The 23,700-nt window shown below is 38.6% G+C and carries 19 protein-coding genes; 13 read left to right on the plus strand and 6 right to left on the minus strand.

All coding sequences use genetic code 11. The annotated features are described in order from the left end of the window. Positions 1-11 precede the first annotated feature (11 nt). Together JWQ34_RS01475 and JWQ34_RS01480 are read right to left on the minus strand one after the other, a co-directional pair. On the minus strand, positions 12-3,023 hold the full coding sequence (locus JWQ34_RS01475) for a glycosyl hydrolase (RefSeq protein ID WP_299352867.1): 3,012 nt from the start codon (positions 3,021-3,023) through the stop codon (positions 12-14). Between the two features lie 1,079 nt (positions 3,024-4,102). Next, positions 4,103-4,612, minus strand: coding sequence for a helix-turn-helix domain-containing protein (locus tag JWQ34_RS01480; protein WP_299352870.1), 510 nt, complete (start codon positions 4,610-4,612; stop codon positions 4,103-4,105). 789 nt (positions 4,613-5,401) lie between these two features. Between JWQ34_RS01480 and JWQ34_RS01485 the strand changes: the two genes are divergently transcribed. From JWQ34_RS01485 to JWQ34_RS01545, 13 genes are all read left to right on the plus strand, one after another. Continuing rightward, the gene (locus JWQ34_RS01485) at positions 5,402-6,361 is read left to right on the plus strand and encodes a hypothetical protein (RefSeq protein ID WP_299352873.1); all 960 of its coding nucleotides are present in this window, start codon (positions 5,402-5,404) and stop codon (positions 6,359-6,361) included. A gap of 11 nt (positions 6,362-6,372) precedes the next feature. After that, the gene (locus JWQ34_RS01490; RefSeq protein WP_299352876.1) at positions 6,373-6,861 is read left to right on the plus strand and encodes a hypothetical protein; all 489 of its coding nucleotides are present in this window, start codon (positions 6,373-6,375) and stop codon (positions 6,859-6,861) included. 12 nt (positions 6,862-6,873) lie between these two features. Then, positions 6,874-7,503: a hypothetical protein gene (locus tag JWQ34_RS01495; protein ID WP_299352878.1), complete on the plus strand. Its 630-nt coding sequence runs from the start codon at positions 6,874-6,876 to the stop codon at positions 7,501-7,503. A gap of 26 nt (positions 7,504-7,529) precedes the next feature. Beyond that, complete coding sequence (locus tag JWQ34_RS01500; protein WP_299352881.1) at positions 7,530-8,798, plus strand: hypothetical protein; 1,269 nt, start codon at positions 7,530-7,532, stop codon at positions 8,796-8,798. Next, a complete protein-coding gene (locus JWQ34_RS01505) occupies positions 8,780-9,148 on the plus strand; it encodes a hypothetical protein (RefSeq protein ID WP_299352883.1) in 369 nt (122 codons plus the stop codon). Before JWQ34_RS01500 ends, JWQ34_RS01505 begins: the two co-directional genes overlap by 19 nt. Then, entirely contained in the window at positions 9,141-9,647 is a 507-nt protein-coding gene (locus tag JWQ34_RS01510) for a hypothetical protein (RefSeq protein ID WP_299352886.1), read from the plus strand. The genes JWQ34_RS01505 and JWQ34_RS01510 overlap by 8 nt, the downstream gene beginning before the upstream one ends. Further along, positions 9,634-10,782: a type II secretion system F family protein gene (locus tag JWQ34_RS01515; RefSeq protein WP_299352889.1), complete on the plus strand. Its 1,149-nt coding sequence runs from the start codon at positions 9,634-9,636 to the stop codon at positions 10,780-10,782. The genes JWQ34_RS01510 and JWQ34_RS01515 overlap by 14 nt, the downstream gene beginning before the upstream one ends. Positions 10,783-10,858: 76 nt before the next feature. Further along, the gene (locus JWQ34_RS01520) at positions 10,859-11,284 is read left to right on the plus strand and encodes a type II secretion system protein (protein WP_299352891.1); all 426 of its coding nucleotides are present in this window, start codon (positions 10,859-10,861) and stop codon (positions 11,282-11,284) included. Between the two features lie 31 nt (positions 11,285-11,315). Next, a complete protein-coding gene (locus JWQ34_RS01525; protein WP_299352894.1) occupies positions 11,316-11,810 on the plus strand; it encodes a hypothetical protein in 495 nt (164 codons plus the stop codon). Further along, entirely contained in the window at positions 11,807-13,237 is a 1,431-nt protein-coding gene (locus JWQ34_RS01530; RefSeq protein ID WP_299352897.1) for a GspE/PulE family protein, read from the plus strand. The genes JWQ34_RS01525 and JWQ34_RS01530 overlap by 4 nt, the downstream gene beginning before the upstream one ends. A gap of 4 nt (positions 13,238-13,241) precedes the next feature. Continuing rightward, a complete protein-coding gene (locus tag JWQ34_RS01535) occupies positions 13,242-15,197 on the plus strand; it encodes a general secretion pathway protein GspD (protein ID WP_299352900.1) in 1,956 nt (651 codons plus the stop codon). An 11-nt stretch (positions 15,198-15,208) separates the two neighbouring features. Next, positions 15,209-16,420 (plus strand): hypothetical protein, encoded by a 1,212-nt coding sequence (locus JWQ34_RS01540; RefSeq protein WP_299352903.1) that lies wholly within the window; start codon positions 15,209-15,211, stop codon positions 16,418-16,420. Between the two features lie 2 nt (positions 16,421-16,422). Continuing rightward, a complete protein-coding gene (locus JWQ34_RS01545) occupies positions 16,423-16,944 on the plus strand; it encodes a hypothetical protein (RefSeq protein WP_299352906.1) in 522 nt (173 codons plus the stop codon). 78 nt (positions 16,945-17,022) lie between these two features. Here JWQ34_RS01545 and JWQ34_RS01550 read toward each other — a convergent pair whose 3' ends face one another. The 4 genes from JWQ34_RS01550 to JWQ34_RS01565 form a co-directional block, all read right to left on the minus strand. After that, a complete protein-coding gene (locus JWQ34_RS01550) occupies positions 17,023-17,787 on the minus strand; it encodes an IS1 family transposase (protein ID WP_299352909.1) in 765 nt (254 codons plus the stop codon). A gap of 136 nt (positions 17,788-17,923) precedes the next feature. Then, positions 17,924-19,525: a hypothetical protein gene (locus tag JWQ34_RS01555; protein WP_299352912.1), complete on the minus strand. Its 1,602-nt coding sequence runs from the start codon at positions 19,523-19,525 to the stop codon at positions 17,924-17,926. A gap of 284 nt (positions 19,526-19,809) precedes the next feature. Continuing rightward, a complete protein-coding gene (locus JWQ34_RS01560; RefSeq protein WP_299352914.1) occupies positions 19,810-20,238 on the minus strand; it encodes a DUF4265 domain-containing protein in 429 nt (142 codons plus the stop codon). 5 nt (positions 20,239-20,243) lie between these two features. Next, on the minus strand, positions 20,244-23,696 hold the full coding sequence (locus JWQ34_RS01565) for an RHS repeat-associated core domain-containing protein (RefSeq protein WP_299352917.1): 3,453 nt from the start codon (positions 23,694-23,696) through the stop codon (positions 20,244-20,246). Positions 23,697-23,700: the final 4 nt, after the last annotated feature.

The following is a 23,700-nucleotide window of genomic DNA, read 5'->3' on the forward strand; positions in this document are numbered from 1 at the left end:
TAAATTGGTTGTTAGCTTTCGGCTAATATTGTTATTGGCCCCAGCAAGCCTGATGGTAGCAGTGGCGTATCGGCCTTGACGGGGATATTGGTATTGGTTAACCGCTTCTGTGCCGGTAATGCCGCATCACCAATAAGCCGGTTAAGCCACAGGTTTACTATTTCTATTTTCAATTGATTTTCGCCGGTTCTTAGGGCAGCCGAGATATCTATCCGCCAGGGTGAGGTCCATACAATGCCCAGATGTTTACCATTTAAGGTAACATCAGCAATGTTTTTCACCAAGCCTAGATCAAGGTAAACGGGGGTTTTTAAGCCTACATCTAGATTAAAAAATTTTGTGTAGACCGCATTGCCAGAGAAATGCCGGATCTTTTCATCGCTGCTTTGACTCCAATCCTGTAGTGTCTCAAAAACCACTGACGTTGGACCGCCCCATTTAACATCAAAGGCTACATTCCAGGCTCCGGTGAGTTCCTTTATCGTCTTTAACTCAGGAAAGTTAGGAGCAATTAATGGCGTGGTTAACCCATTGGCTTGGGGGAAAACAATAAACCAGGATTGGAAAGACTCAAACGCTAAATCTATCATTATTCGGCCGCTTACTACTTTGTAGTTTACCTTATCTTTAATTTTGCCAGTTACCGCGTCCCATATCTGCGGCGCGTGTTTACTAATACGGAAAGTACAGTCAGCCCTTAATGGCTTGCCATGACGGTTAGTTACAAAATAAATTTCTGCTTCCGGTGAGTTGCGATGTATGTAATCAAGCCAGCCCCCTTCTGCTGCCGCATACTCAAAATCAGGCTGGATGTTTTTGTTTAATAATACTTGCCGTATAGTTTCGCCAAAAATCATTTGTCCGCTGCCATAATGGTTTTGTGTGATCGCTTTGCCGTCTATTTTACCCCAAACCATCGCTGCCAACGCGTTTAGTTCAGCATCGCATTGCGGATAGTTTTTCAATCCTGAATCCTGGATCGGTTTGGGCCCAATAACCGTTGCGCCAGCCTTAACCAACTCGCTGATCCTTTGCAAAACCGGTAAAGGCATTAGGCGGGTATCAGGCAAAACCAGCACCGCGTAATTCATCCCGTCGGGCAATATAATGCGCCCATTTGTAGTAGCTACGCGGGTAAGTAAAACTTCTTCATTACAAACATCATAATCATAACCCCTGCCTAATGATGGATCGATATGCTTTTGGGCTACCAAATTGGGCGTGATGTCACCATTGTAAAACAAAACATCGGCCACAAATATGCCGGCGCGCAGCAGGTACTGACAACGTGCTACGTAGGTAAAAAAAGCGCTCGATTTTTCCCACCAGGTAACATTAGGATTAAAATGCGTTCCGGCACCATACTCGTAACCTGGTTTGCCATCTTTTGGCCGGCTGGCGGTTGAGGTGTGGATAGCAATACGGTTAACACCTTCGCAGTAAGCTCGGTCTAACGCCTGTTTTAGCGATCCGGGATAGTCCAGCCAGTGTCGCATTGTAGTAAACGACTCGGCAGATACCGTAGCCTTCCCATAAATATGCGCAGCCGATGCCGCCATTTTTGTAACCTTATTTTGCCCCTTATCCAGTCGCGATACACCATAAGCTTTGTCTTCTGTTAGCGTACTTTCATCCTCATGGTTTGGTCCAAGCCAAAACTCGCCCATTGGGAAATCACTTCGCCCTAAATTTTTTAGCCCGTCCATACACATGGTGCCAGAGCGGCTTGGTCCTGCGGCTTCGTTTTGCACCTTCAAGCCTTCGGTGTGGCACAAGTCAGCAAAGTGTTTGTAATGCTCGTCGGCCATCAAATCGCCAAGCGTTTTCCGGTAATCGTTAAGGAAACGGTCGGATATTTCGGCGCTGCCTATAAGATAGCCCGACAATATGGGCAAATATGGCGCGGCATCATAACCGCGGTACTTTTTAAAATGTGTCAGGATATTTGCAGTCCAATTGGGAAAACCATCCTCAAAGCTATCATCACAAAAATATAGCGGTTTATTACCCACCTTTGCCGCTTCGGTAATCAACATTCGCCCCCATTTTTCAAATTGCAGATCAACTCCTTTATGATCAAACCAATCCACTGAAAGGCCATCGGCTTCCGGCTGGGCAATCATTAGGCGCGAGCCCGTCATCCGGTGCCCGGTACGGATTATTTTCCAATTGCCAACAGGCACCTCCCAATCCAGCCGGCCATCCTTATCCATCTTTCCGGTAAGGTCAATTATCATGTTAACCGGCGCTGCCTGGTCTGTCCCTTCATTGCCCCAGGGTTGCATCACCGGTTTCATCACGTCAACTGCCAATATAAAATTACTGGCATCTTTATGGTTGGTTTTAGCTGCTAACACTTTAGCTCTGTCCCCTTTTATTTTACCGCAATCGGCCGGGATAGCAACAATTGATGTATCGCGGTAATCCAGTTTATCTAAAGGTAAGTCAATATATTCCTTAACCCCCGGGGGATTGAATACATTATCATAACCCACCCTATTGCCCGGTAAAGGCAACTTACCCGAGAAATTTTGCGGCCCGTTTACTTCCAATTCAGATTGCAGGTACCAGCGCCCGGAAAGTTCGGGGGTTATCCAGGGGCCGCCCATAGCCCAGCCCGAGCAAAGATTTATTCCCACACCAATTTTAAGCCGCTTGGCCTCTTTCATGGCATGGCGGTAAAGCTCTTTCCATTCTTCGGAAAATAGTTTTGCCCCCTGCGGATAAGGAACACCCCCTAACCCGCCTGCCGAATTTACCAACAAAACCTGACCCATACCTTTATCCCGATATTCTTCCAGGTCGCGGGTGATGCCTTCTTTATCAACTAGGCCATTAAACCACCACCAGTAACAGGATGATTTTACTTCATCTGGTGGGTGCAGGAAATTTTTACGTAGTTGCTGAAGGCCTATTACTTCTACACCATTTACTATGGCGGCTACTGCATTTGAATTTAATAAAGCTACGCTTGTAGCGGCTATAGCACCTATCCCTAAAAATTTCCTGCGATTTATCTGCATTATAATTTTAAAACCTAAATATTAATCCCCAGAGTTTTGTGTTAATTGTTTATTTAAACTAACTCAGCCGCCGGTATAAGATACAGCAGCCGGTTATAGCAGCCGCCTATGCTTATTTTTCCTATTATAAAATAAGACATTTTACCTGTTGGCGACCAAAGGAAAACAATATACTTTACGGCCGAGCAGGTCAGATAATTGCCGGCGTTTTAAATACTTTCAATATAACCCATGGAAGCATCAAGACATTTGTCATTAGCTTCATTGTCTAACCAAACGCCCCGCCAAAACGCTTTTTTCTAAAAGAGCAAATACAGTTTTCGTTGTATACTGATTGATTACCAAGGTAGTTAAAGGGTACATCTAATGCCCCGAAAGCTATTTATAATTTAGAATAAAGGTATTTAATTTAATTTTGTTCTTCATAGCGCCGTTTTTTAACATAAAACATATTTAATGCCACTATTAGGCTTCTAAAAGCACCCCGTAGTATCTAAAGCATCGCTACAAAAAAGGATAGTCAGTTTGATCCGGAATACGCTGGTCACTTTTAACGATCCTGAGTTAGAGTGTGCCTAACAATTTATAAATGATTATCTGTTAATTGAACCAGTAGTTACAACTGATGCTTAGATCAAATTTATAACTAGCGTCAAATCCCGCCAAATCACACCAAAAATATATCCCCTATTTCATCCCCCATGAAGCAAAAAACGCCTTTTTCGTGCATGAAAAAGGCGTTTTTAGTGGTCCCGACGAGAATATAGATTCTATTCATGAATTGGCTATCGAACTGTAATTATCACACCAATTTAATTCAAAAACGATCAAATCCGTCTGTTTTAATTCAAATTCATATCCCCTATTATTTCCCCCTATTTTTACCAATAAATAATCTACATTACAATGTAGGTCTTTCGTAATTCAAAAACTATTTAATATTACTTTGATAAACATAAAGCCTTTTTGGGTTTAGTGGTTCATCAATTATTACCAGGCATTTGCTTTTGCCGTCACGGGTTGCGGTAACCAAGGAAGCTGCTTTATTGCCTTGCTTCGCTCAAAAGCAATATCAAGTTTCACGATCCAAGTATCTGCATCAACCTTCCAAACTTGATTTTGATATTTGAAATAACCAAAGGCTTTGCGGTTGCTTCCTTCGTATTGACCATCAAGCCTAATAAATCAGGGTTTTCTGATTTTACTTTTAAAACATATCTATTTCTCATTTCATCAAAATTGATAAATATTTTTCTGCGGAACCTATTACCAACAGTAAACCTTTCATTTTCAATCATCTTTTCCTCTTCTAGCTCCTTCAAATATTTTTTTGTGCTGGTTGTGCCTAATCCCAATCGTTCTGCAAGTCCTTCATTTGTCGCAAAACAATAACCTATTTTAAATGACAAGCCGCTAATAATAAGAAAGAGCAACCTTGCTTGTATTGATAGTCTGTCATCATACATCACATCAACTGATGCCATCATTGTACGGTACTTGTCCCTGAATGATTCATAGTTTGATATAAATTCATCTCTTTGCAGATGCACGATTGATACTTGTTGTCTTTGCTTATTTAATGGTTTCATGATTATTAAGTTTTTTACTTTAATAATCTTTATTAATTTAATTCTTTCTTAATTAAGGCTTAGGTACAGGTCTCTACTTCGTCTTATAGGTAATATTCTATTAGGTAATAGCCCTTCTTTCTTTAGTTAAAAGAAAGAAGCAAAGAATAATATAATACAAGCAATTTTATGAATAAACTTTAAATCAAAGCAAAAAGCAAGCATCAAATTAAGGAATCGTGCATAGTACACTACTTCAGAAATATATAAAGGAGAACCAAGATCAAGAAAATAGCATCAACCACAATACCATTTCACGAGTAATTTAAAAGAGAGAATATTCTCCGGCGATGGGGATATGCAAAGGCTTTATGCATTCTGGAATGTTTAATATAGGCCACGCTTCAGTATGTAACCAAAGAAGCAATTGTGGAGTATGCTATTTAGCAACTCAAATCAAAAATGACGGGAACAGTAAAGCATCTTTTTAATTGTTCGGTTGTTCGTATTGTAGTGCAATTATTTCATAGTTTATTTTAAGCCACTTTTTAATGCTTTAGAGTGCTTAATATAAATTAACTGGCACTTACTTGGCCTATCCTCATATTGTTTGACTTAGGTGATTTCTATTGTCTAGATCGACAACGGGAGAGAGGGGAGTAGCGATACTCTGATACGCTACTGTATTAAGCTTGTTGCCTGATTAAATTAACGGCCTTCGAAAATAAATAATCATATTAAGCGCAAAATTTATTTCAGTATCTATTAATTAGAAAATAAAAGTTCTTAGATTTAACTTCAAATCTGAGAATGAAAACTAAACCTGTACATTATTTCCTGCTGATCTTATTTGCAGTAATTACCCTAATGTCTTCCTGCAAGGATATTATGGAGCCATCACTGAATAAAAGAACGGTAACTTTAGAAGCTCCCAGAAACCAGTTTCAAAGTTCCAGCTACACCGTAAATTTTTGGTGGGATGAGGTGGAAGATGCTTTAACTTATCGCTTACAGGTGGTAACCCCAAATTTTACAAATATTGGCAGCCTCGTACTTGACACTATGGTTAAGAGCAACAAATTCACCTTTAATCTTAAACCGGGTAATTATGAATGGCATCTATTGGCCCAAAACGGCAGTTCACAAACGTCATATAGTTTTCCTAGGAACTTTACAATATTAACTACATCAATTAGCGGCCAATCTGTTCAGTTAACATCGCCGGCAAACAATTTCCTTACTAACCAAAGCGCAATTATTCTCCAATGGGGAAATTTATATGGTGCCACTAAATATCATTTAGAAATTGATACCAACAGCTTTGTAAACGAAAATACTTTGGTATATGATCAATCTATTCCCGGGCAGCAAATAAACTTCACTTTCCCTAAAGACCAAATTTACCAATGGCGAATACGTGCCGAAAACGACACTGCAAAGAGCCAATGGTCATCAATTAACGCAGTTACTTATGATCATACTCCTCCTGCCCAGGTTGTTTCTACCTCTCCATTAAATAACCAGCAAATCAGTTCGCCGGCGGCTATGCAGTGGAATGCGGCACCATCTGCTTCCAGGTATAAGTTATATGCCTTTAAGGGGGACTCTACAACTATTTATAATTCAAGTTTTCCGGTTTTTGTAAATACAAATAGCTATAGCTTTAGTTTAGGTACAATAGGGGAAAGAATATATTGGAAAATTACAGCTGTAGATGCAGCAGGAAACGAAGGCAGGGCCAGTATTTTAAAAAGCTTTGTTTTAAAATAGCTTTTATAATTATGAAAAATAAAAAGGTTACCTACTTTTTAGGTTTCTTGGCTTTAGTAATGTGGGGGATAATTATATACCGGATATTTGATTCGGCAGGCGGGTCTGAAAATGACTTACCAATTGCTGAAAAGAAAAGAAACAAAGAATCTTATAATGATTATACCATTCCAAAGGATACAACACGTCTTCTATTAAATTATAAAGACCCGTTTGAATTAAAAAAGCAAAAAGACATTATACAAGGTATAAATAAAAAGCCTGCTGTAGCTAAAATTGTTCAACCGGCTTTTAAACCTGTTTTTAACTGGGGCTTTATTAAATATTCGGGATACATTCGTAACCCTGGATCTAAAAAACTGGTTGCATTTGTCACTATAAATGGCAAGACGATAATGATGTCAGAAGGCGAAACTGCCGAACAAGTTAAATTGGTTAAAAATTTACAGGATTCTATAAAAATTACATTTAATGATAAAACTGCTTTTATAAAAATGTGATCTTAATACTTTATGAAAAAAATATTAATACTATTCTTATTTATCTCACCTTCAGTTATTGCTCAGAAAATTCCGGATTACGGATTTAATAAAGTAAGGATATCGGGAGAGGATAAAACCGTACAGGCAGAGTTAAAACCTGTTAAATCAAATCCGAATATTGAAACTGATCGCCTATATTATTGGTACAGCAGTAATATTATACATTCGACACAAGGCGGTTTTAGCGGCAAGTTACTGAATGGCAAATACACGGAATATTATCTTAATAAAAATTTAAAAGAGCAGGGCGCTTTTGTTAAAGGACTTAAAGATGGTATTTGGACAACTTGGGACGAAAACGGATCGATCACCCAGCTTTATACCTGGAAAAAGGGAATTAAAGACGGTGCGTTTAGTCTTTATAATGAGCACGGAAACTTAAAACAAACAGGTAACTATAATAATAACTTATTAGACGGTAAGATAAAAACATATAGTGAAACCGGGCCATCAATTGTAGTTGTATATAATGACGGAGTTGAGGTTAAAAACGAGCCTTCTAAATTTTGGCAAAAAATAAAGCAAAAACTAAATATCTTTAAAAAGAAAAACAAATCGCCCAAACAGGATACTAAAATAAAGGCCAATACCAATAAATAGCCCCTTAATCTGATAACCCTAAAGGAATGCTTAAAGCTTCTGCGTTATATATTGTAATAGTTATTGCTTTAGTAATTGGCCTGCTTTGTTCGTCACTTATAGTTGTTGCTTATTTTTACAGATTGCAATATCAACGTACGTTTAGACGTGACAGACTGCAAAACAATGTAAGTTCGGGTGTAAACATATTAATTGCAGACCAGGGCAATAGTTTTACTAACGAAAAGGTATTAAGTTTATTTGGTAGCGATGCTGATTCTATATCGCTTAAAAAAACAATGTGGGGGCTATATGATGTGGGCCTTTCAAAAGCTTTTATTCAAAAAGATACATTATATAAAACTTTTTTAATTGCTAATTCTATTGATTCAACCAAATGGGCGGCTTTATACCTTATTGATGAAGACAGACCTCTTTCTGTGAGCGGCAAAACAATGATAAAAGGGAATGCATACATTGCAAAAGCAGGCATTAAAGAAGCTTATGTTGATAATAAATCATACCAGGGTGATAAGCGATTGGTAATAGGTAAAATATACAATAGTGACAAAAAGCTACCCCTGTTAAATACAGATCGTTTAAACCGGCTTGAAAAATACTTTAGCGAAACAAGTAATATTGATAATACGATATTAAAATATGACACCTTGCATAACTCATTTCTATCCGAAACACGTTTAGCGCATTTTGGTAAGAAAGTAGAAACCCTTGAAAATATTAAACTTACCGGTAACATCATTTTATTTTCAGATACTACGGTCATTATCGAAAAAACAGCACAATTAAATAATGTTATGGTTTTTGCACGATCAATAGTTGTAAAAAGTGGATTTGAGGGCACTTGCCAGCTTTTTGCAACAGACTCTATTGGTGTAGAGTGCGATTGCATTTTTAATTATCCGTCCGGTTTGGGCGTTATGCGCTTTCAACCATCAAAAATCAGTCTACCCGTTTTATTACATATTGGCGAAAACACAAAAATAGGCGGCGTAATATTTACTTATGATAAAAATTACGATGGTAATAAACAACCATTTATGGATATCGGTAAAAATGCAAACCTAACCGGCCAGATATATTCGCAAGGCATATTGGGCCTTAAAGATGGTATTGTAGTAAATGGCAGTGTTTTTACAAGCCGGTTTCTTTACCAGAGCACATTTACTAGGTATGAAAACTATATTATAAACACAACCATAAATTCAACGGCGTTATCACCTTATTACTTAAATAGCGAACTTATGCCTGTATCTGCTAAAAAGAAAAAAGTATTACAATGGCTGGAGGCGAATTAAAATACAACAGCCGGGTTAAGGCTTCCACCATATTAGAAGTAATTATATCAATGATAATTATACTATTGGTATTTACTATAGCGATGATGATATCGGCCAATATAATGCGGTCATCCTTATCAGTAAAAAAAATAAATGCGCAAGCTGTATTACATGAATTATTAATTAAAGCCGAACAAAATAAAGAAGTCCATTCACAATCCTTTACAACTGATGACTTTAGCGTTGTACAGGAAGTCAAACCAGATGAGAACTTTCAGAATTTGCTGAATATACATTTAACAGCCTATGACACTAATCAGGAAAAAGTTGCCGAATTGCAAAAAATTATAGCTAATAAAAATGAGTAAGCACCGCATAAGCGCTTTTACAATTATGGAAGTTACCGTTGCTATGCTAATAGCTTCGATAGCCATAGGCATTACTTATACTGTTTACACAATAGTTTCAAGATCATACGCTATTTATAAGGTTAAAAATAACAATATGGCAGTTTTAATACGTCTGGATGAATTATTAAAAAATGATTTTGAGCACGCCGCTATAATTTCAAAAACTCAAAATGGTTTGGTCTTTAAAAGCCCGGACAAGTTGGTGATCTATGAGATTGAACCGGATTTTATTATAAGAACAAGTGGTATAACAGATACGTTTAAGGTAAAGGCCCCGGAAATTAATACCGCATTTGAAAATACTCCAATAACAGAAATTAATGCCGAAGAAGAACAAAATCGAATAGACGAATTACAACTGATAATACTATTTGATACCAAAAAAATTCCGTATCATTACTATAAGCTATACAGTTCTGTAAACCTTATTCAAAGAAATACAAATGCCGTCAATTGATCTAAACAGGTACGAAACAAAAAAAACGGTTACCCCTGTTAAGAAAACAGAAAGTATTGGCTTAACGGCATTACTAAACCGCGACATCAGCTTTGGCAATAAAGAACTGAATGATAAAAAGAAAGAATACTTATATTTAGAACTGGGCTCTTTATTACAAGCCGGTATTAACTTAAAGAGCAGTTTTGAATTAATTATCGCCGATCAGCAAAAAAAGAAGGATAAAGAACTTTATACCGCCATACAACGAGCTGTATTAAATGGCACTACATTTTCGCAGGCTTTGCAGCAAACCGGCCAATTTTCTTTATATGAAGTTTATAGTTTACAAATTGGCGAAGAAACGGGCAAACTGATAGAAGTACTGCAAGATCTGGCCAAATTTTATCAGAACAAGATCAAGCAGCGCCGTAAAATAGTTTCGGCATTAACTTACCCGTGTGTGGTAATGACAACTTCGTTAGGTGCCGTATTTTTTATGTTAAAATTTGTGGTACCCATGTTTGGTGATGTATTTAAACGTTTTGGCGGCAAACTACCCTGGATAACTGAAAAGATAATCGGTGTTTCGCAGGCGTTAGAAAATAATTTTTTACGATTTATAATTTTACTGGCACTAATCACCGCGTTTATTTTAAGCGTACGAAAAACAGAGCAGTTTAGAAAAGTATCTTCTAAATTATTATTACGCATCCCACTAGTTGGTAACCTGGTGCAAAAAATATACCTGGCCCGTTTTTGCAATTCTATGCGTTTGTTAATAAATGCACGGCTGCCATTACTACGCGCAATAGCGCTTATTAAACAAATGATAGAATACTATCCTATCGAATCATCATTGCAAAAGGTGGAAGACGATATTATGAATGGAAAATCACTACATCAAAGCATGCAGCAGTTTAGCATTTATCCATCTAAGATGATACAGTTAGTTAAAGTAGGCGAAGAGACCAATCAGCTTGATTATTTTTTCGGGAAAATATCCGAACAGTATATTGAAGAAGTGGAGTTTAAAACATCAACCATCAGCAGTATGATGGAGCCTTTGATCATTATATTCCTGGGCCTGATAGTTGGCGTTATTTTAATATCTATGTATTTACCATTGTTCCAGATGAGTAATAGTTTTCAATAACTATTACTCAAATAATTTTATAAATTGCATTTGTTATCATGCAAATAACTGCTAGATTAGTGCTCATATTTTTTACATGAAAACCTATAAGACCTTACTTGCCAAACGCCTTAAAGCTTATACACTTACAGAAATACTTGTTGTACTTGTTATAATTGGCATTTTAGTATTATTGGCTTTGCCAAATCTATTGCCTTTAATTACCAAAGCTAAAAGTACAGAGGCAAAAGTGCAATTGGAGCATGTTCAAACCTTGGAAAAAAACTATTTTTATGAGCATTCTAAATATTCAAAAGATCTTACAGAAATAGGTTTTATACAAGAACCATTAAGCACCACCAATAAAGATGGAAGGGCTAATTATCAAATTACTATTTCAAATGTTACTACTACCACATTTACCGCCCGTGCAACTGCAGTAGTAGATTTTAATGGTAACGGCACTTTTAATGTTTGGGAAATTGACCAGGATAAAACTTTAAAAGAAGTAACTCCTGATTAATGTGTTGCTAGTTAGAATTTTAATATTGGTAGTGTTGCTACTGGTTTTTGTGCAGGACCTATTAAGCAGATCGGTTTATTGGATCGTATTTCCGGTATTAACTATTTTGTTTATAGTCGCCCGAGTAGTATTGCACCAGTCGCTATCAGAAATAGGACAATCTGTATTAATTAATTGCGGTTTTTTAGCGGCACAGTTGTTATTGGTTTCTGCATGGTTTTCAGTTAAACAGGGTAAATGGGTAAATATCATGTCCCAGCTATTAGGCTGGGGCGATGTTTTATTTTTACTTTGTATCACGTTCTATCTATCCGTTCTTAATTTTTTAGTTTTCTATATAGTCAGTTTAATGGGCGTATTAGCATTATGGCTTGTAGGTCAAATGCTGATCAGCAAAAAAAACCGGCATATACCATTAGCCGGCTTTCAGGCAATACTATTTGCTGTATTCCTTATAAATAGTTGGTGGTTAATGCCCATTGATTTAATGAATGATGATTGGCTGCTTCACTTTATAATAAAATGAGTTTAACCGAAGAGATTGTTTTATTAACGGATAATATCCATCTGCTCACAAAAGACCAGGCCTGGCATTACAGGGTTCTGCCAAAAGGTAAACTAAATAATCAATTTAGTCTTTATTGTGAAACTTCAGCAGATATGTACGATCTATCAGCTGAACTGGAAATATTATTGGGTGCAGATATCAAACTTGAGCCAATAGCTGATGAAGTTATAGCAAGGCTGCTTTCTAAATATTATATCAAAGATAACGCTATACAAGGTTCGACCCAATTACAGGGGAATAACGCGGATGATTTTTTATTGAATTTAATACAGGAAGCCAAAAATTTAAAAAGCAGCGATATCCACATCGAAAGCTATGAAAATAAATGCCGGGTTCGCATCCGTATTGATGGGATGATGGTGGAACGATATTTATTAAAACGAGATGAATATCCGGCATTAATAAACAAAGTGAAAATAATAGCCAATCTTGATATTGCTGAAAAACGCTTACCACAGGACGGGCGCATTAATTTTAAACATAATGATCAGCAGTTTGATATAAGAGCCTCTATCTTACCTACATTACATGGTGAAAAAGTAGTATTGCGCCTTTTAAATAATGATGCTACCGATATTGACCTGAACCGCCTGGGCTTTTCTTTTTTCGATTTGGATAATTACCTGCAAGGTGCGAAAAAACCAAATGGCATCTTATTAATTAGCGGCCCGACAGGCTCAGGTAAAACTACTACGCTTTACGCAACCCTTAAACTTTTAAATAAAGAAACAAGGAATATACTAACCATTGAAGATCCGGTAGAATATACGCTGGAAGGCATTAACCAAGTTCAATTAAAAGAATCAATTGGCTTAACCTTTGCAGCGGCCCTAAGAACGTTTTTAAGACAGGATCCGGATGTAATTATGGTTGGTGAGATCAGAGATACAGAAACAGCTAATATGGCCATCAGGGCGGCACTAACGGGGCACCTGGTGCTCTCTACCATTCACACTAACTCTGCATGGGGAACCGTTTCACGTTTAATTGACATGGGCATCCCTCCTTTTTTGGTTGCCAATACCTTAAATACCACTGCGGCACAACGCTTAGTTAGGTTATTATGCGCACATTGCAAAAAAGAGAAAGAGTTTAATGAGAGCTTATACCCTAAACAATTTAAGCCGTATGCCAAGATAACTACCCACTATACAGCACAGGGTTGCGAGCAATGTTATTATACTGGCTATAAGGGCCGTAGGGCTGTTTATGAAGTTATTCCGATCGATCAGGAATTAGCTTTTGAAATAAAGAATGGAAACATGTATATTCAGGACCTTTTAAAGGAAAGAGGAATTCAGACACTGACAGAGAATGCTTTCAATTTATTCAATGAAGGCTTAACCTCAATAGAGGAGATTTATCCGCTTCTGTTTAACTACTAAACCTATGTATAAAAAAATTACCTGTAGCTTATTTGTCGTTTCGTTTCTTTTGTGCCCACTTATAACTCTGGCTCAAAAGCAAGACAGAATACAAATTATACAGCAACGCCTGGAGGATATTGCTGTTTCTGTACCCGGAATAAATCAAAATGTAAATCTACAGTTAACAGGTATACCTATCCGTGATTATTTAAATGCTTTAAACAAGGCTAATAAATTAAGTATAAGTATTGATCCGCAATTAACTTTTATAGTTTCTGAAACAGTAAATAATGTACCTGCGTCCAACGTTTTGGCATTCCTGGCTAAAAAGTATAACCTGGATATAAATACGGTGGGATCAATTATTTATATAACGCCTTATATATCGCCTGTTCAAATTATTCCAGCTATATTTAAGGACATAAAAGTCAAGTATAGCCAACTAGAAAACACGTTATCACTTGATCTGAGTAATGATAGCCTTGAATCTGTAGCTAAAAAAATCTCTATTGTTTCCGGCAAAAATGTACAGGTACCCGTTACTATGCAGGGTAAAAAAGTAACCGGCTTCTTTGCGAGCGCCTCTTTTGACGCGACATTAGAAAAGCTGGCGTTTGTAAACGAAATAAAAATGGTGAAAACGAGCGATAATTTTTACCTGTTCCAGCCGCTTGATCCAGATGAACAGTTGTATATAAACGGAGATAAAAACACCTCCTCAAAAAGAATTTACAAACCAGTTGGCAATACACTAGGTGGACCAGGAGGTAATGCAAGTAACGGTGCAATTGGATTGTTTGTAAAAACAATAGGTGGGCAAAAGCTAATAACCATTGATGCGACAAATATACCTATAGCCGACCTGGTTAAACAGGCATCGCAAGCTTTAAGTAAAGCTACCGTAACTTATTCCGATATAAAAGGCAATATAACCCTTCATATCAATGATATTAGTTATGATAGTTTCCTGAACATTTTATTTAAAGGAACCGATTATACTTTCCATACAGAGAATGGTATTTACATGATTGGTGATAGCAAACTAGAGGGTTTACGTGTTTCAAAAGCTGTTCAATTACAACATAGGTCTATTGATACCATAGTAACGATGATCCCTACCGAATGGAAAAAGGGGATTGAAATAAAAGAATTTAGAGAGCAAAATACGTTATTGTTTTCGGGTGCAAGTTCGCGCATTGCCGAGATTGAATCGTTGGTGAAACAGCTAGATGTTTTAGTTCCGGTGGTGTTGATAGAAGTTACTTTAATAGATGTGCATAAAAGCAGGACTGTGGCTACGGGCATATCAGCCGGCGTGTCAGATAGCATAAAAACTGGCGGCACCCTATTGCCCGGTATGGATTTTACGTTCAGCGCAAGATCCATAAACGGCCTTTTAGATAAAGTTGGCAGTTTAACATCTGTAAACCTGGGTCATGTTGTTCCCAATTTTTATGTTAATCTTAAAGCATTGGAAAGCAATAGTAATGTTGATGTAAGATCAGTACCAAAGTTAACTGCTTTAAACGGGCACTCAGCAACTTTAAGTATTGGTAATAAAGTGTATTATAAAAACACCACTCAAAACGTTATCCCCTCATCTGCAACCACGATAACTACCCTGTCAAACTCCTATTCAGAGAGCGAGGCAAATCTTAAAATTGTTATCAAGCCCCAGGTTTCGGGCGATGACCAGGTTACTTTAGGAATTAATATTGACATTTCTGATTTCACATCTATACCAACGGATGGCTCGCCCCCACCTACTGCTACAAGTAAGTTTCAAAGTAGTATCCGTGTAAATAACGAAGATATGATCGTATTAGGCGGTATTGAAAGAACCGAGCGAAGTGATAGCGCATCCGGCATACCTTTACTGTCGCGCATACCGGTTTTAAAATGGATATTCAGCAGTAAGAAAAAAACCAACGGAAAGATTGTGACCCTGGTATTTATTAAACCAACCATAATGCGCTAATACTTAAAAGCATGCTGGAACCATATTACAGGATCAATCAGGCGTTAGGCATTAGCATAACGATGCTGCAAAACGGCAATAGTCTTATTAATGCTTGTGGGGTTGTTGTTAAGGATAACCAGCTTAATATTGAAAAAAAGGTTATTGAGTCTGAAACCGTTGACGAATTAAGCAAACATTTCCCGGCTAAATCATCTATAGCGTTAAATCTTTTCGGCAAAGGAGTGTTGCAAAAACAGGTAGAAAAGATTGAAGAGATCGATCAGAATAACTTCGCACAAATATTACCCAATGCAAATTTTGATGATTTTTATATCCAGAATTTCATATCAGGTAATAAATCATTCGTATCAATAATTCGCAAAACAGAGGCTGATAAATGGATCGGCCTGATAAAACACCAGGGCTTTATACCGCTTATATTAAGCTTGGGGCCATTCCCGGCTAAAAATATTCTGCCGCAATTAAATATTTATAATGGCGAAGTGGTATTTGATGGCCATGTTATTCAGCGTAATGAACAATCAGAATGGATAGGTTATAATTATAAAGAATCTGTTTCGGCTCCTTTTCCATTAAAAATCGAATCAGAGGCAATTAATGAAAAGCTGATCATCGCCTATGCAATTGCTTTCCAGCTGGTGCTTGCTGCTAAAATCAATGTAATAAAGGCTAATGTTAACTCGCTAGAAACCGCTTTTCAAAACACCATATCAGCCAAAAAATTACGCGTTAAAAGTTTTATTATATTAATAACATTTTTTGTGTTGCTTTTGGTCAACTTCTTTGTGTTTTCATGGCTAAACATATCAAACACTAAGCTGGCGGGTAAAGTAAGCCTATCCGCGCAAAGTACTAATGACATCCAAGGAATTAGCGATCAGGTAAAAAATAAAGAAAGCTTATTAAAAAACTTAGGCTGGGACGGCGGAATAAATAAAAGTGTATTAATTGACCAGCTTGCGTCACTCTTACCTCCGGAAGTATCATGGAGTGAGATAACTATCAATCCACTGGACCAATCAACCAGCCGCATCCAAAAAATATTGCAATTTATGGATGGTAAAATAAAAGTGATTGGAACATCTGAAAGAATAATCCCGGTTAATGAGTGGATAGCACGTGCAAAAACCCTGAAATGGGTAAAAAACATTCAGCTGGATAGTTATACCTATAATACCGAGTTAAATACAGGCCAGTTTATGGTAATAATAGATTATTAATTATGCTTGATAAATTACCTATAAAGAAGGACCATTTATTAGTTGCCGGAGCAGTACTATTATTACTGTTATGCTATAAGCTTGCTTTTAAAAACACCATAGAAGCCTGGCAAACGCATGCACAATTAAATAATCAACTTGCCCAGGCAACCGATATAAGTATACAGCCTGATTACCTGCAAAGAAAAAATATCAATCTAAACAAAGTTATAAACCTGTATAAAGCTGATACCATTGCTTTTAGAAATAACAGTATCAGTAAAATATCCATCATTGCCGAAAAGGAAAATGTAAAGCTGAGCGAAGTGCCCTTACAGGACCCTTTCTTTCATACCGATAAACTAATTATACAAAAGCTTAATCTAGAAGGCGATTATTTTGCATTAACCAAAACAGTGAATATACTGCGATCGACAGCAGGCATTGGTATTATTAGATCCATATCCTATAAGCTTACCCGCGCTAAAGGAAATTCCGATGATAAAAAGCTGATTGCTGATGTTTATCTTGAAATTGCAAAATAGTTCTATTTGTCTGCTATTTTCAAAGGTGTCTAGCATCGAAATATAGCCGCATATAACCTACACTTCCGTTTGCGCTGCTTACATAGGCTGGCCAGGAAGCCAAAAGTAAATTTTAAGACAGGCCTCCAGCATAGTTGCGCTTTTTGAATAACAAATAGTTTTACGGTTTAACCGTTTTAGATGGGTACGTAAGCTAAGATTTTTTCGTTCAATTCGGTTTGTTCCGTAGCGCCTTACTTTATGTATTGCATATGGTAATAGATGTTTGTAAATAGTTAATCCATCTGTATATACCTGGTTGCATTTTGCGAGTAATAGTGTATCGGTTATTCTTTTTAGATTCATTTTGTTGCGTTTGCCGACTTTCATGTCAACTACCTGCCCCGTCTGTTTATCCAGCGCATAAATCACCCAGCAGTCATTATCTTTATTTTTAATATACGTTCGTAATTCGTCCATTTCATATATCCTTCCGTTCGCTATTATTGGCCTTATAACACTATTAGCAATACTTTTAATTCGGCTGATTACGGTATTGATTGAAATGCTCAACAACCTTGCTATGCTTCTTATGCCGCAACCCTCTTTCAAAAAATTAACTATGTGATTGTTAATGGATGCGCAGCAAGCCTTATTAATATAAGTGTTCATAAAAACTCTCTTGCAGGCTATACAACGGTAGCGTTGCCTAGTGCCGGTCTTACCAAATTTGATAGGCATACCCTGGCAATACGGGCAATTTATAACAACAACTATTTTGATACACGGCAGGTGTACATCATGTGGATGGTTACACTCTTTAGTTTCCAGATATTCAAGGAACTCTGCTAACATCTTGGGCATATCTCTTTGGCTTGTTGGTTCAAAGTTGAGTATGCGCAACCATTCACTGAACCCGGTGTTGTAACCGGATATAAAGGGGATTTATCATAAATTATTAGTATTAAAGTGTATGCCCCCGTTGTAATTGATTGGTGGGTTACTGGCGGTTCTTCCTCTTTTTCTGTGAGTTAAGTAACTCATTACCAGTATGGGCTACTGGTGGACTACTTGTTATCGATTGAATATGGTCTAATACACCTTTTATCATTTCCTTTGACTTGTTTTGTAACTGCTCCAGGTCGTTCCAGTTACTTACTTTATACTCAAACCCCTTGTATCTGTTACCCTTAATTATCTTGACATAGTTCAACCTTTCCAGTTCAGTCAGGTAACGTTGCATACTACTATGACTTAGACGTAAGGCTGACCTGATGTCTTTGCTGTAGAAATTTTCAGTACCTTGTAGCTTCAACCAGGTCTTTAGTCTTTCAAAGAAATTACGGCAAGCATCATTTAACTCATCGCTCTTTTTAAGTAGTGTGAGTTCCAGTAAAGTAAGGGCTCCTTCTATATCAGCTATAGTGGATTCAATATACTTCTCGCCGGTACTTACATCAGTTTTTAATTCCCTTTGATATTGATGGTAGTAAGTAACAGTTTCTATAAAGAGTAACAGCAACAGCATGGTTCTTCTTGGCTTAAAGACTTCATCGGGTAGCTTCAAATAAGTAGCGTAGGGGTTTCTAACTGTTATATTTTGTAATACCCTTTGTACATTTTTGAGCTGTTCTTTTACCTTATTCTGTTCTAACTGGTCAATATGTCCAGCGCTCAACTGCCTTTGGTATTCCATAATACGGGCATCTTGCTCTTTACTATTATCCATATAAAGCAGCATGCATCTATTAGCATTGTCCTCGTATAGCTCTTCCCTTGTAGTACAACCACTTACACAAACGGGACCCTCTACATTTATAGTTACAGTTTTAAGGTTTCCCTTGCTGTCTTTAAGCGTTACTGTCTTACTGATTTTACGTTTACTCTGCAACTCTCTTAGTGGATAAAGTACATTTTCTGCTCCGTCTAAATCTTCTATAAGTAATAGCTTATGCTTCAACTCGTCCTTGCCGAAGTAGTAAAAGGCATTGGTTGTAAGCGTAGTAATTTCCAGTTTGTCCTCTTCCGGTATGAGTTCTCCAACCTTTTCTTGTAGCCAGGTCTTACCAGTACCTGATGCTCCCAGGCACATCAGATGTAATGGCATAACCCTTTTCCTTGAGGTATAGATCAGGTAAGCTATCAGCGCATTGGTTTCTTCACCAATAATCCCACTTTGAGCAATAGATTGTTTTGTATGTTTTAGTAAGTCAGATGACTTCAAAAAACTGATAGCTGCTTTGCGCTGGGCCTCTGTTAGCTGTACTTTTTCTTGCACTTTAGGTTTTAGGCTTTCCAGATGTTCTGCTCTATACGTTTCCAAAGCTGTAGTCAATTCCGTGATGACCTGGTTAACTTTATCTGTAGCTATATCCAAGAACGCTGATGCTCTTTCTATCAGCTGACCTGTCTGTATAGTATTATACAAGTCAACGTTGTGTCTAAAGACATTTTGAGTATTACTCTTAGCCACCAACTTTAAGGTAACTTTAAGTCTATCTAATCCGGTAAACTTAATCCCACCTAAGACTGTAATATGTAGGGTATCAGTTATATAATTTAATAGTTCAGGATTATCTGTAATGAGTTTATTTGGTTTCATAACTGGGGGTTTAGTGAAAAGATAGAGACACAGGATGTGCTAACACCTGGTAATTTGGATGAACGGTAAGGGACTGTATGATTAGTTTAGCTAGATTAGCTATGAGGTGGCCACGTAGTAAGATTGTACCGGTGGGTATAGAAACAACAAAGCCTGACACCAGGCCAGGCTTGTTATAGTAATCATAATGCTTTGTAATACATTAGAAGCAAAGCCTAAGAAATAGCAAAGCCCAACCTAATGGCTGGGCTTGGTAACAACTATTTTGATATATTCAAAAACCATCATTGAGCTAAGCAAGCTTCTCTGAAGTCTAAAATAGACCTTTGCTCTTCCCGTTTAAGTATACTCCGCACGTTGCTATAGTCCACTTCAGGCGGCACGTCGATAGCGTAATAGCGGCCTCCTTTCATTCCTTCCCAATGGCAACCAATTCTTTCTAGCTCCTGTAATATCTTGTGCTCTTTATTTTTATCATGTTTAAAGAAAATAATTTGTACAGTAGAATGCCCACTGACCTCAATGAGGCTCTTGAAATAAAGTTCATTCTCATCCTCTTCAATACTTATTATGTCCTTATACGCCAGGTTGGGGGCAAAGAAAGGAATATTGTCAACTTGATATTGCCCATTACCAATCGGTTCAGTCCAAACCGTTTCTTCCGCTATCTCGCCTGAGATATCTCTGTAAACCAAAACTACTTTTCTTCTCATATTGATTAATTATCATTCTTCTTAATATTACAATCTCTACATAATGATTGTCCATTATCAGGAGTTCCACTTCCTCCTTTAGACTTTGGCTTAATGTGGTCAGCCTGTCTTTCTTTGCTCGATGGTTTTACTCCTTTTGTAGATTTTGTAGCAGGAACTGTTTCAACACCACAAGACTCGCATATAATTTTACCGTCGTTCTTGGCCGCATTTAAGTCATGGATAGCTGCTTTACCTGCTTTAGTAAAGTTTTGGCCCTCTCTACTAACTTGGCTAAGCGCAGCTACCCTCTCTTCTGCTTTAGCTATCCGTGCTACCTTACCTGCTTCAAATGCCTCGCCACCAAATAATTGGAATGCTTCACCAACAAACATCCCCTCCATTGCCCGTCTGGTATTGTTATCTGCATTTGCATACTTTACGCCGTTTTTAACAACACTCTGGGCGATATGTCTTGGAATGCTCCCGTTACTCAATCCTTTATCAACCGACCTTATTGTTTCAGCAGGATCTTGCTTCATAAAAGCTCTAAGGCTATTCCAACCTTCTTGAAGGTTCTGAGCGAGCCCGCCCACAAACATTCCTACCCCTCCTATGTCGTCCCAATCCGGCCACCTACCATCAGGGTCTGTAAACCTTACCGAATTATCAAATCCATAAATATAAGGGGACAGACTAGCATCATTCTCAGCACTTGGATCAACACTCGTCCACCTGCCAATTACAGGATCGTAGAACCTGGCGCCGTAATCAAACTCATCGGCCAGCGCTTCCTGTTTCTCCTTGCCATTATAAAGGTACTTATTTTCTGTAGTTAAACGGAATTTAGGTAAATCCAGGCCAAAAGCATAATACTCGTCTTCTTGTACAACCTCTGCAATACCGCCGTTATTGTCAATGGTTACCCGCGTATTGCCTAAATTGTCTTTCAAATTATATTGGTACTTATAACTGCCATCGCCCGTATTGCGTACGGCAACACCTTCTTCCGTTTGTAAGAAGTCTATTGCGCCATTGGTGTATTGTATACCGCTGATATATTCTCTTGTCGTGCTGCCTTGTACAGATTTGATCTTGGTACCAGTTGCATCATATTGGTAGCTGGCTGTATTAGTACCACTTACCGTCTCGGGAAGGTTTAACTGGTTATAGGTAAGGGTCGCACCTCTGCGGGTATCAGTTAACGCATTACCGTTGGCATCATATTGATAGCTGCCCGCTATAGGGCCGGTGGTATGATCCAGTTGGTTACTGTTACCGCTGTTGGCATAAGTGTAGGTAGTGGCGGTGCTTGTCGAGTCGCCGCGTATTAACGCCGTTATATTGCCGTTCAGGTCGTAGGCTATTTTTTCGCCCAGCTGGTTATTGTAGTTATAATCAGCCTTGGTTAAACGGTTATACCCATCATAGCTATACTTAAACCAGCGGTTGCCGCTGTTATTGCCCGTGTATTCCAGTTCGGCTATATTACCGTTGTATTGCGCCGCTGCGCCCCTGGTGGGTTGGTTGTACCGCAGGTTTATATCCAGCTTATCGGCCTGCGCGCGGGTAAGCCAGCCCCGCTCATTATAACTATAGGTTATGGTTTGTAAAAATGTAGTGCCCCCATCGGTGCTGTGCAGCTTCTTTTTAAACAGGTTGCCCAACTCGTCATACTGGTTACGGGCCAGCAGCGTACGGGTACCGGTGTTTATGGTTTCCCAACTGTCCAGCTTACGGCCCACGTGGTCATAGGTATATTCGTTCAGGGTTTTTACCTGCTCTATGTTATTTACCTTATGGCTGCGGGTACTGGTTAATACCGCGCCGGTAAAATTATAGGTAGTGGTTAGCTCGTCGTAATTATTGGTATTATATATGCCGCCTTTATAGTGCTGCTTAAAGGTTTTTATGTTACGGCCATCTTCATCATAATAGCTTACGCTCCAAAGCATATTTGTAGTGCCCAGTACATTGGTAAGGCTGGCGGTGGCCATACCACGGGTTTGGTTACTTACTTCTGTACCACTGTAAGGGTACGGGTTACCGCCGGGCAGGTTATAATCGTCATAATAGTTTACGCTTAGCGTAGTGGCCCAGGTGGTTGGGTAGGTTACGTTGGTATAGCCGTTACCGGTGTTGGTACGGGTTTCCCAGTCAACACCCTGCAGGTTTACGCTAGCTTGCATGGCTGCACTGTTATCGGTGCCGGCGGTGCTGCCCGCATCAGCATAAATACCGGTAATTACAGCCCTGCCCTGCGCGTCATATTTTATAATATTCCATTCTTGCGGTGTTTTACCGCGCTGCACGGCATCCTGGCTCATTACTACTTTATCCTGTTTATTATAAACCAAGTACTCCCAGCCTTTGCTCGGCAGCTTTTTGGCTATAAGGTGCTGTTGGTCGTCATACTTATACTGGTAGCAAAGGTTGTCCAGCACGGGCTGGCCGGGTACAACGCCGGCATCGGGGTTAGTGTTTGGCGGCAGCACAAATTTAAGGTTACCCCGGTCATCATAAACATAGTAGGTAGATGCCGTTTCATAAATATCATGCCCACCGCTATCTTGCCCTATTGCCCGTATATGGCGCTTTAATATTACCTGCCCCATAAAGTCTTTATACTCATACATCGCGCCGCGGGCATACACCACAGCCGTATAGCCATAGTTGGTGGTTTCATCATGCTGCGGTACATTTTCATCCTCGGTGCGTACGCAAGTTGTCTCTCTGGAATGCGCATCGCGGGTTAAAACACCTCCAATTACTTTGTAATTTATTATATCACTCTCGTTATTCAATAAGGTAGTACGTATAGTATGGCCCTGTCCCATACTAAAATCATAGCCAGGCGCGCTGGTTTCCTTTACAATTTCCAGAGGGCTGTTATCATACTTTACCTCACTATAGGGGTTGCCGGTGGCAGGTATCGCATAGGTATTGTCTAAGTTGTTGTAAAAACCTGTTACCTCGGCGGTATAACCGCCTCCGTTAAAATTAGGGTAGCCACCTATGCGTACAAATGGCAGTAATTTACGTACTTCATTTCCAAGCGCGTCATACTCCTTTAACTGCACAATATCATTAAAACCGGGTGTTACTTTTACTTGCTGTACCTCTTTTATCCGGCCATAATTGTCAAGGGTCTGCACTTCAACGTTTACCTGGCTCACGCTGTTATTGGTATCGCGCAGATCAACAAGGCCCTGAACACGGCCATTATAAGTTATTATGGCATTCATCTGTGTTTTAAGCTTTGTTTTTATAGCAGGATCTGGCGTTGGAGTGATGTATGAATGAAAGGTTGATCCTGCCGGCACAACAAATCCCGGCTTATACGTTATGCTATGATTAGCGGTTAGCTCGCGCTGGTTATCATATTTTGATACCACCAGATCTTGTTGCGCCATAGCACCAAAACTTACCGTAAGCAATAATATGAGTATAGTAGCCTTAATATGGGTTAGGTTTTTCATAGTT

The organism is Mucilaginibacter sp. (assembly GCF_028288185.1).
Taxonomy (GTDB): domain Bacteria; phylum Bacteroidota; class Bacteroidia; order Sphingobacteriales; family Sphingobacteriaceae; genus Mucilaginibacter.

Excerpts from the sequence above, each read along its gene's own strand:
- JWQ34_RS01480 (WP_299352870.1), bottom strand. The coding sequence starts at position 4,612 with ATGAAACCATTAAATAAGCAAAGACAACAAGTATCAATCGTGCATCTG.
- JWQ34_RS01510 (WP_299352886.1), top strand. The coding sequence starts at position 9,141 with ATGAGTAAGCACCGCATAAGCGCTTTTACAATTATGGAAGTTACCGTT.
- JWQ34_RS01555 (WP_299352912.1), bottom strand. The coding sequence starts at position 19,525 with ATGAAACCAAATAAACTCATTACAGATAATCCTGAACTATTAAATTAT.
- JWQ34_RS01560 (WP_299352914.1), bottom strand. The coding sequence starts at position 20,238 with ATGAGAAGAAAAGTAGTTTTGGTTTACAGAGATATCTCAGGCGAGATA.
- JWQ34_RS01540 (WP_299352903.1), top strand. The coding sequence starts at position 15,209 with ATGCTGGAACCATATTACAGGATCAATCAGGCGTTAGGCATTAGCATA.
- JWQ34_RS01495 (WP_299352878.1), top strand. The coding sequence starts at position 6,874 with ATGAAAAAAATATTAATACTATTCTTATTTATCTCACCTTCAGTTATT.
- JWQ34_RS01490 (WP_299352876.1), top strand. The coding sequence starts at position 6,373 with ATGAAAAATAAAAAGGTTACCTACTTTTTAGGTTTCTTGGCTTTAGTA.
- JWQ34_RS01550 (WP_299352909.1), bottom strand. The coding sequence starts at position 17,787 with ATGCCCAAGATGTTAGCAGAGTTCCTTGAATATCTGGAAACTAAAGAG.
- JWQ34_RS01545 (WP_299352906.1), top strand. The coding sequence starts at position 16,423 with ATGCTTGATAAATTACCTATAAAGAAGGACCATTTATTAGTTGCCGGA.
- JWQ34_RS01530 (WP_299352897.1), top strand. The coding sequence starts at position 11,807 with ATGAGTTTAACCGAAGAGATTGTTTTATTAACGGATAATATCCATCTG.
- JWQ34_RS01535 (WP_299352900.1), top strand. The coding sequence starts at position 13,242 with ATGTATAAAAAAATTACCTGTAGCTTATTTGTCGTTTCGTTTCTTTTG.
- JWQ34_RS01520 (WP_299352891.1), top strand. The coding sequence starts at position 10,859 with ATGAAAACCTATAAGACCTTACTTGCCAAACGCCTTAAAGCTTATACA.
- JWQ34_RS01485 (WP_299352873.1), top strand. The coding sequence starts at position 5,402 with ATGAAAACTAAACCTGTACATTATTTCCTGCTGATCTTATTTGCAGTA.
- JWQ34_RS01515 (WP_299352889.1), top strand. The coding sequence starts at position 9,634 with ATGCCGTCAATTGATCTAAACAGGTACGAAACAAAAAAAACGGTTACC.
- JWQ34_RS01565 (WP_299352917.1), bottom strand. The coding sequence starts at position 23,696 with ATGAAAAACCTAACCCATATTAAGGCTACTATACTCATATTATTGCTT.
- JWQ34_RS01500 (WP_299352881.1), top strand. The coding sequence starts at position 7,530 with ATGCTTAAAGCTTCTGCGTTATATATTGTAATAGTTATTGCTTTAGTA.
- JWQ34_RS01505 (WP_299352883.1), top strand. The coding sequence starts at position 8,780 with ATGGCTGGAGGCGAATTAAAATACAACAGCCGGGTTAAGGCTTCCACC.
- JWQ34_RS01475 (WP_299352867.1), bottom strand. The coding sequence starts at position 3,023 with ATGCAGATAAATCGCAGGAAATTTTTAGGGATAGGTGCTATAGCCGCT.